8 protein-coding genes, 1 tRNA gene and 1 other RNA gene are annotated in these 7,619 nt (G+C 69.8%); 3 read left to right on the top strand and 7 right to left on the bottom strand.

Going from position 1 to position 7,619, the window contains the following annotated elements; translation table 11 throughout:
* The 7 genes from nuoE to G6020_RS03760 form a co-directional block, all read right to left on the bottom strand.
* Positions 1–538, bottom strand: a 538-nt coding sequence (gene nuoE, locus G6020_RS03790) for an NADH-quinone oxidoreductase subunit NuoE (protein WP_182609703.1), incomplete at its 3' end; no start/stop codon positions are given.
* Positions 535–1,839 carry an NADH dehydrogenase (quinone) subunit D gene (gene nuoD / locus G6020_RS03785; protein WP_182609702.1) on the bottom strand — a complete coding sequence of 435 codons (1,305 nt, stop codon included), beginning with the start codon at positions 1,837–1,839 and terminating at the stop codon, positions 535–537. The genes nuoD and nuoE, both read right to left, overlap by 4 nt.
* Positions 1,839–2,564: an NADH-quinone oxidoreductase subunit C gene (locus G6020_RS03780; protein WP_182609701.1), complete on the bottom strand. Its 726-nt coding sequence runs from the start codon at positions 2,562–2,564 to the stop codon at positions 1,839–1,841. The genes nuoD and G6020_RS03780 overlap by 1 nt, the downstream gene beginning before the upstream one ends.
* On the bottom strand, positions 2,561–3,115 hold the full coding sequence (locus tag G6020_RS03775; RefSeq protein WP_095717151.1) for an NADH-quinone oxidoreductase subunit B: 555 nt from the start codon (positions 3,113–3,115) through the stop codon (positions 2,561–2,563). Before G6020_RS03775 ends, G6020_RS03780 begins: the two co-directional genes overlap by 4 nt.
* A 25-nt stretch (positions 3,116–3,140) precedes the next feature.
* Positions 3,141–3,500: an NADH-quinone oxidoreductase subunit A gene (locus G6020_RS03770; RefSeq protein WP_095717152.1), complete on the bottom strand. Its 360-nt coding sequence runs from the start codon at positions 3,498–3,500 to the stop codon at positions 3,141–3,143.
* Between the two features lie 243 nt (positions 3,501–3,743).
* Positions 3,744–4,070, bottom strand: coding sequence for a hypothetical protein (locus G6020_RS03765; RefSeq protein ID WP_241731218.1), 327 nt, complete (start codon positions 4,068–4,070; stop codon positions 3,744–3,746).
* Between the two features lie 183 nt (positions 4,071–4,253).
* Positions 4,254–4,341 (bottom strand) — tRNA-Ser (locus G6020_RS03760).
* A 106-nt stretch (positions 4,342–4,447) separates the two neighbouring features.
* Between G6020_RS03760 and ffs the strand changes: the two genes are divergently transcribed.
* The 3 genes from ffs to G6020_RS03745 all read left to right on the top strand — a co-directional run.
* An RNA gene (gene ffs, locus G6020_RS03755) (signal recognition particle sRNA small type) lies at positions 4,448–4,542 on the top strand.
* Between the two features lie 47 nt (positions 4,543–4,589).
* Positions 4,590–5,861, top strand: coding sequence for an aminotransferase class I/II-fold pyridoxal phosphate-dependent enzyme (locus tag G6020_RS03750; RefSeq protein ID WP_182609700.1), 1,272 nt, complete (start codon positions 4,590–4,592; stop codon positions 5,859–5,861).
* A 504-nt stretch (positions 5,862–6,365) separates the two neighbouring features.
* On the top strand, positions 6,366–7,619 hold a 1,254-nt coding region (locus G6020_RS03745), incomplete at its 3' end, for a DNA polymerase III subunit gamma and tau (RefSeq protein WP_182609699.1).

Genomic DNA, 7,619 nt, shown 5'->3' with positions numbered 1-7,619 from the left:
CCCGCCGGGCCGAGGCGGGGGTCTGGTCGTCGAAGAACTCCCAGTTGACCATCACCACCGGGGCGTAGTCGCAGGCGGCGTTGCACTCGATGTGCTCCAGGGTCACCCTGCCGTCGTCCGTGGTGCCGGGGCCGTCGAGTTCGAGGTGCTCGGCGAGGGAGGCCAGGATCTCGTCCCCGCCCATCACCGCGCAGAGCGTGTTGGTGCACACGCCGACCAGGTAGTCACCCGTCGGGGTGCGGCGGTACATCGAGTAGAACGTCGCCACCGCCATCACCTCGGCCGCGGTCAGGTCGAGCACCCGGGCGCAGAACTCGATACCGGCCGGGGTGATGTGCCCGTCCTCCGCCTGCACGAGGTGCAGCAGCGGGAGCAGCGCCGACCTGTCCTGCGGGTAGCGGGCGACGATCACGGCGGCATCGGCGGCCAGACGCTCCCGGACCTCGTCCGGGTACGTCCGCCGTGCGCCCGGGTGGACGATGGCGCCCGGTTCGTCGGGCTTCTGACCGAACTGGAGGAAGACCGGCTCGCCGCTCATCGGTCGACACCCCCCATCACCGGGTCGATGCTGGCGACGGCGGCGATCACGTCGGCGAGCATCCCGCCCTCGCACATCGCGGCCACCGCCTGCAGGTTGGTGAACGACGGATCGCGGTAGTGGACCCGGTACGGGCGGGTGCCGCCGTCCGAGACCATGTGCACTCCCAGCTCGCCGCGGGGCGACTCGACCGGCACGTACACCTGTCCCGGGGGCACCGCGAACCCCTCGGTGACCAGCTTGAAGTGATGTATCAGGGCCTCCATCGAGCTGTCCATGATGTGGCGGACGTGCTCGGCGGAGTTGCCCAGGCCGTCGGGGCCGACCTTGAGCTGGGCGGGCCACGCGATCTTGGGGTCGTCGACCATCACGGGGCCGGGCTCGAGCCGGTCCAGGCACTGTTCGACGATCCTCAGCGACTCCTTCATCTCGTCCACCCGGATGACGAACCGGTCGTAGCAGTCGCTGCCCGACCCGGTCACCACGTCGAACTCGTAGGTCTCGTACCCGCAGTACGGATCGGTCCGGCGCACGTCGTGGGGCAGTCCACTGGCCCGCAGCACCGGTCCGGTCACCCCGAGGGCGATGCACCCGGTGAGGTCGAGATAGCCCACCCCCTCGAGCCGCATCTTCCAGATCGGGTTCTGGCGCAGGAGGAGCTCCATCTCGCGGATGCGGCCGGGCATCACGTCCAGGAGTTCGCGCACCTTGGGCGCGGCCTCGTCCGGGAGGTCCTGGACCACCCCGCCGGGCCGGACGTAGGCGTGGTTCATCCGCAGACCGGTGATGATCTCGAAGACGTCCAGGACCATCTCCCGCTCGCGGAAGCCGAACAGCATGGGGGTGCTGGCCCCGAGTTCCAGGGCGCCGGTCGCGAGCGCGACCATGTGCGAGGAGATCCGGTTGAGCTCCATGAGCATCACCCGGATGACCGACGCCCGCTCCGGGATCTGGTCGGTGATCCCGAGCAGCCGTTCCACCCCGAGGCAGTAGGCGACCTCGTTGAAGAACGGCGAGAGGTAGTCCATCCGGGTGACGAAGGTGACGCCCTGGGTCCAGTAGCGGTACTCGAGGTTCTTCTCGATACCGGTGTGCAGGTAGCCGATCCCACAGCTCGCGCGGGTGACGGTCTCGCCCTCGATCTCGAGGATGAGCCGCAGCACCCCGTGAGTGGACGGGTGCTGGGGGCCCATGTTGACGACGATGCGGTCGTCGTCGGCGTTCCGTGCCGCGTCGCTGATCGCCTCCCAGTCCTGCCCGGTCGCGGTGAGGACGGTGTCCGAGTCGGTTCTGTCGGCCATCAGCTGTAGGCCCTCCGCTGGTCCGGGGGCGGGATGGTCGCGCCCTTGTACTGCACGGGGATCCCGCCGAGCGGGTAGTCCTTGCGTTGCGGATGGCCCTCCCAGTCGTCCGGCATCTGGATGCGGGTGAGTGAGGGGTGTCCGTCGAAGTGGACGCCGAAGAAGTCGTAGGTCTCCCGCTCGTGCCAGTCGGTGGTCGGATAGATCCTGGTCAGGGACGGGATGTGCGGATCGGAATCGGGGGCCGAGACCTCCAGCAGCAGCCGGCGGTTGTGGGTGATCGACTGGAGCGGGTAGACCACGTGCAGTTCGTGGCCCGCGGCGTCGGGGTAGTGCACCCCGCTCGCCCCGAGTGACATCTCGAAGCGGAGTGCGGGGTCGTCCCGGAGTGTCAGCGCGACCGCCGGCAGATGTCGGCGCCGGACGTGCAGGGTCAGCTGTCCGCCGTGCACCACGACCTTCTCCACGGCCTCGTCGAAGGTCGGTCCGCCCCGCGATGCCAGTGCGGCCGTGAGCGCGGCGACCACCTCGTCGTCGTCCCCACCGTCGGGCGGCCGGGTACCGCCCGGCATGTCGACCGGGCGCACGAGCCCGCCGAACCCGGAGGTGTCCCCGGAGCCGCGCACCCCGAACATGCCGTGGCGGACCCCGACCGTGGTCGCGTCGGATCCGGCCTGGCCCGCGGGGTCCGGGGCATCGGCCGGGACCGGATGATCGCCGGTCACCGGAACATCCCCTCGACGGGGATGAGCGGACGCTGGTCCAGGGCCGCCTGCTCCGCCGCGCGGACGGCCTCGGCCCGGTTGGCGCCGAGGGGCATGTGCTGGATCTTGTCGTGCAGGGTGATGATCGCGTGCATGAGCATCTCGGGCCGCGGCGGGCATCCGGGCAGGTAGATGTCCACGGGGACGACGTGGTCGACGCCCTGGACGATCGCGTAGTTGTTGAACATCCCGCCCGAGGACGCGCACACACCCATGGCCAGCACCCACTTGGGCTCGGCCATCTGGTCGTACACCTGGCGCAGGACCGGGGCCATCTTCTGGCTGACGCGGCCGGCGACGATCATCAGATCGGCCTGGCGGGGGGAGGCCCGGAACACCTCGGTGCCGAACCGGGCCAGGTCGTAGCGGCCGCCACTGGTGGCCATCATCTCGATGGCGCAGCACGCCAGGCCGAAGGTGGCGGGCCAGAGCGACCCCTTGCGCATGTAGCCCGCGAGTTGCTCGACCGTGGTCAGCAGGAACCCGCTCGGCAGTTTCTCCTCCAGTCCCATGACTGTCTCCTCCTCCCGGTTCCGGTCAGTCCCAGCTCAGTCCGCCCCGACGCCACTCGTAGGCGTAGGCGACGGAGACGTTGAAGACGAACAGGGCCATCGCGGCCAGCCCGAACAACCCGAGGTTGTCGAAGTGGACGGCCCACGGATAGAGGAAGAGGATCTCGATGCCGAAGATGATGAACAGCATCGCGGTGAGGTAGTACTTCACCGGGAACCGTCCGCCGCCGACCGGCTGCGGGGTGGGCTGGATGCCGCACTCGTAGGCCTCGAGTTTCGACCTGTTGAACCGGCTCGGACCGGCCAGCGAGGAGACCAGCGAGGAGAAGACGGCAAAGGCGACGGCGACGGCCCCGAGGGCCAGGATCGGCACGTACTCGTTCATCGCGTCACTCCTCGCGTGTTCCTCGAGAAGGCACCTGTGGGCAGACTTCTCCTGCAACCGCATGGGATCGTCGGCGACCGGTGGTGGTGGGTTGACGGCCCGCCGACTCCCTGTCAGATCGGGGTGTCCCGGTCCTCGACTGTGACTCTACTCACATTGCTTTGACGTGTGTCTGGACTTTCGGCAGACGACTTCCGGGGTCTGTGGTGGCCGTCAACGGCGACCGTCCGTGGCGGCGGGCGCTCAGGTCGGCGCGAGGAGCGAGGTGACGGTGTCCCGCAGCCGGAGCGGGTCGATCGGGTGCGGGACCGACGCGTCGGCCCGGGACCAGTCGGCCAGCCACCGGTCGTCCGCGCGCCCGATCAGCACGAGGATCGGCGGGGTGTGGTCGAGCTCGTCGCGCAGCTGCTTGGCCAGACCCAGCCCGCCGGTGGGGGCGGCCTCGCCGTCGAGGATCGCGAGACCGATCCCCCCGGCGTCCATGTGCTCGATCACCACCGGTGCCGTGGCGACCTCGGTGAAGTGCAGTCGGGGGAGGTCGGGGTGCGGGCGCGTGCCCAGTGCTGACATGACGCGGCTGCGGGTCGCGGCGTCGTGGCTGTAGACGAGCACCCGTAGCTCGACGTCCGGACTGGTGATCTCGGTCACGTTCGCGATGCTACCGAGCGGGCTCGGCTGCGGTGGGGGCAGCCGGCGCACCGGCCGAAATGCGAGACGCGGCCCGGGCTCGAGAGCACCGGGCCGCGTCTGCGGCGGAGGATAGGGGATTTGAACCCCTGAGGGGCTATAAACCCCAACCCGCGTTCCAGGCGAGCGCCATAGGCCACTAGGCGAATCCTCCGTGGACGAGAGTACCCAGCGCGGCCAACCACTGGCAAACCATCCGGGAATCACCGGCCACATCCCGGGCTGCGTGCAGCGGCGGAGGCGGCACGGCTAGACTCGTCACCGGACCCCGCGCGGCGTCCATCCTGTGAACTCCCCCAGGGCCGGAAGGCAGCAAGGGTCAGCGGGCTCTGGCGGGTGCGCGGGGTCCCTTTACGTCTGGGTACACACACCACCGACGATGTCGACCTCCCGGAGGCCACTATGGCGCTGTCCGATCTCTCCGCCGACGAACTCACCCGACTCGAGTCCGAGTTGTCGTCCGAGTACGACTCGCTCGCCGACCGGGGACTGTCCCTGGACCTGACCCGCGGGAAGCCGTCACCCGAGCAGTTGGACCTCTCCGAGCGACTGCTGGCGCTGCCGGGGGAGGGCGACCACACGGCCGGCAAGACCGACGTCCGTAACTACGGCGGCGGCGCCGGTCTGCCGGAGCTCCGCGGGATCATCGCCGAACTCCTGGGCGTGGACGCCGGCCGCGTGATCGCCCAGGACAACGCGAGCCTGTCGATCATGTACGACCTGCTGACGTTCTCGATGCTGTTCGGTACGCCCGACTCGGAGCGTCCGTGGAAGGACGAGCCGAAGCTCCGCTGGTTGTGCCCGGTCCCCGGGTACGACCGTCACTTCGGCATCACCGAGGCCCTCGGTATCGAGATGATCCCCGTGACGATGGGGCAGGACGGTCCGGACATGGACGAGGTGGAGCACCTCGTCGCCACGGACCCGTCGATCAAGGGCATGTGGTGTGTGCCGATCTACTCCAACCCGACCGGCACCGTCTACAGCGACCACACCGTGTCCCGGCTCGCCCGCATGGCCGCGGCCGCCCCGGACTTCCGGGTGATCTGGGACAACGCCTACGTGGTGCACACGCTGACCGAGGACTTCCCCAAGGTGCCCGATGTGGATTCGCTGGCCGCCGAGGCCGGGCACCCCAACCGATTCCTGCAGGTGTGTTCGACGTCCAAGATCACCTTCGCCGGGGCGGGCGTGTCGTTCCTCTCCGCCTCCGAGCCCAACCTCGACTGGTACCTGGGGCACACCGGGATCCGGTCGATCGGCCCCAACAAGGTCAACCAGTTGGCCCACGCGCGCTTCTTCGGAGACGCCGACGGGGTGCGGGACCACATGCAGAAGCACCGCGGGATCGTGGCCCCGAAGTTCGAGGCGGCCGCCGCCGCGCTGGACCGGAGGCTCGGTGGGTACGACGTGGCCCGCTGGACGAGTCCCGAGGGCGGGTACTTCATCGACCTCGAGGTGCCGGACGGCACCGCCACGGAGACCGTCCGCCTGGCCAAGGCGGTCGGGGTGGCTCTGACCCCTGCGGGTTCGGCCTATCCGTACGGGCAGGATCCCGACGATCGGCACATCCGATTGGCCCCCACGTTGCCGCCGCTGGCCGAGGTCGAGACGGCGATGGACGTCGTGGGGCTGTGCGCGCTGCTCGCCGCGTGCCGCGACGCACGAAACTGATGTAACAGCACCTCCCCCTTCGTTAATCACCTTCCCCCATGGGTCGGGTGCGCCGGGCGCCCGCCCTCGCGCTCCGGCGCGGGTCGCCGAGCCGTCTTCACCTGCGAGACATGCCCCAACGTGATCTACAACACGTTCCCATCGGGTGGGCACGCAGGGGGACCGCGGCGGTGGCGCTGACGTGCACGTATGTCGCCAGCCGCATAGTTGAGCAATAGTCAACGAGGGGAGGTCCTTGATCCCCGCAGGTCGGCATGGTTGTATCTCTACCGTCCGGACCCCACAAGGGATCGGGCACCGGAGTGCGGCTGAGGGGCTGCGAGGGGCCGGTGCTTCGATCCTGGTCCGGAACCGCGCCGCGAGGGTCTGAGGGGGCCCGCACCGCCGCGCGAGGGACGTCGGGAGGGGCTGCGGAGACGCGGCCCCTCCGGTCATTTCCGGAGGTCGTGTCCCGGGACGCGGAGGGCGGACCTCGCCGTCGTACCCCCTGGGTACCCTCTACACGTGGCCCTCTATCGGAAGTACCGCCCCGCCTCCTTCGCCGAGGTCGTGGGCCAGGAGCACGTCACCGAACCGCTCTCGGTGGCCCTGTCCTCCGGTCGCATCAACCACGCCTATCTCTTCTCCGGCCCGCGAGGGTGCGGCAAGACGTCGTCCGCCCGGATCCTCGCCCGGTCGCTGAACTGCGTGGAGGGGCCCACCGCCACGCCGTGCGGGGAGTGCGACTCGTGCGTGGCCCTGGCGCCCGGGGGCACGGGCACGCTGGACGTCACCGAGCTCGACGCGGCCAGTCACGGCGGCGTGGACGACACCCGCGACCTGCGTGAGCGGGCGTTCTTCGCGCCGGCGTCGTCCAGGTACCGGGTGCTCATCATCGACGAGGCGCACATGGTCACCAACGCGGGCTTCAACGCCTTGCTCAAGATCGTGGAGGAGCCGCCGGAGCACCTCATCTTCATCTTCGCCACCACCGAGCCGGAGAAGGTGCTGCCGACCATCCGCTCGCGGACGCATCACTACCCGTTCCGCCTGCTCACGCCGTCGTCGATGCGCGGGCTGGTCGAGCGGATCAGCGAGCAGGAGGGCGTGAGGGTCGAGCCCACGGTCTTCCCCCTGGTCATCCGCGCGGGTGGCGGGTCGCCGCGTGACACGCTGAGCGTGCTGGATCAGCTGATGGCGGGCGCGGGCGAGGACGGCATCACCTACTCGCGTGCGGTGAGTCTGCTGGGGGCCACCGAGGTCGCGTTGATCGACGACACCGTGGACGCGCTCGCCGCGGGTGACGGTGCGACGCTGTTCCGGACCGTCGACAAGGTCATCGAGGCCGGGCTCGACCCCCGCCGGTTCGCCGCCGACCTGCTCCAGCGGTTGCGGGACCTGATCATGGTGCAGTCGGTGCCCCAGGCCATCGAGCGCGGGCTGGTCGACGCCCCGGTCGAGCAGGCCGACACCATGCGGCGCCAGGCTGAGAACATCGGACCCGCCACCCTGGCGCGGTGTGCGGACATGGTGCACGAGGGGATGGGGTCGATGCGCGGCGCCACCTCGCCCAGGCTGCTGCTGGAGATCCTCTGCGCCAAGCTGCTCCTGCCCTCCGCCGACGACTCCATGATCGCGCTGTTGCAGCGAGTCGAGGCGCTGGAGTCGGGCACCGCGCAGGCGGCCACCGCGCCTGCCGGTGGTGCCCGGGTCCGGGACGGGGGTCCGTCCGGAGTGGGTGGGGCTTCGCCGGACGACGACGAAGGGCGCACCGGCCCG

The sequence above is a fragment of the Dietzia sp. B19 genome, from assembly GCF_014145155.1.
GTDB lineage: Bacteria > Actinomycetota > Actinomycetes > Mycobacteriales > Mycobacteriaceae > Dietzia > Dietzia natronolimnaea.
This window is presented reverse-complemented; position numbering and strand designations above follow the sequence as displayed.

Bases quoted from the DNA above. Each gene is read 5' to 3' on its own strand.
- G6020_RS03765 (WP_241731218.1), bottom strand. From the start codon at position 4,070: ATGTCAGCACTGGGCACGCGCCCGCACCCCGACCTCCCCCGACTGCAC.
- nuoD (WP_182609702.1), bottom strand. From the start codon at position 1,839: ATGGCCGACAGAACCGACTCGGACACCGTCCTCACCGCGACCGGGCAG.
- G6020_RS03750 (WP_182609700.1), top strand. From the start codon at position 4,590: ATGGCGCTGTCCGATCTCTCCGCCGACGAACTCACCCGACTCGAGTCC.
- G6020_RS03775 (WP_095717151.1), bottom strand. From the start codon at position 3,115: ATGGGACTGGAGGAGAAACTGCCGAGCGGGTTCCTGCTGACCACGGTC.
- G6020_RS03770 (WP_095717152.1), bottom strand. From the start codon at position 3,500: ATGAACGAGTACGTGCCGATCCTGGCCCTCGGGGCCGTCGCCGTCGCC.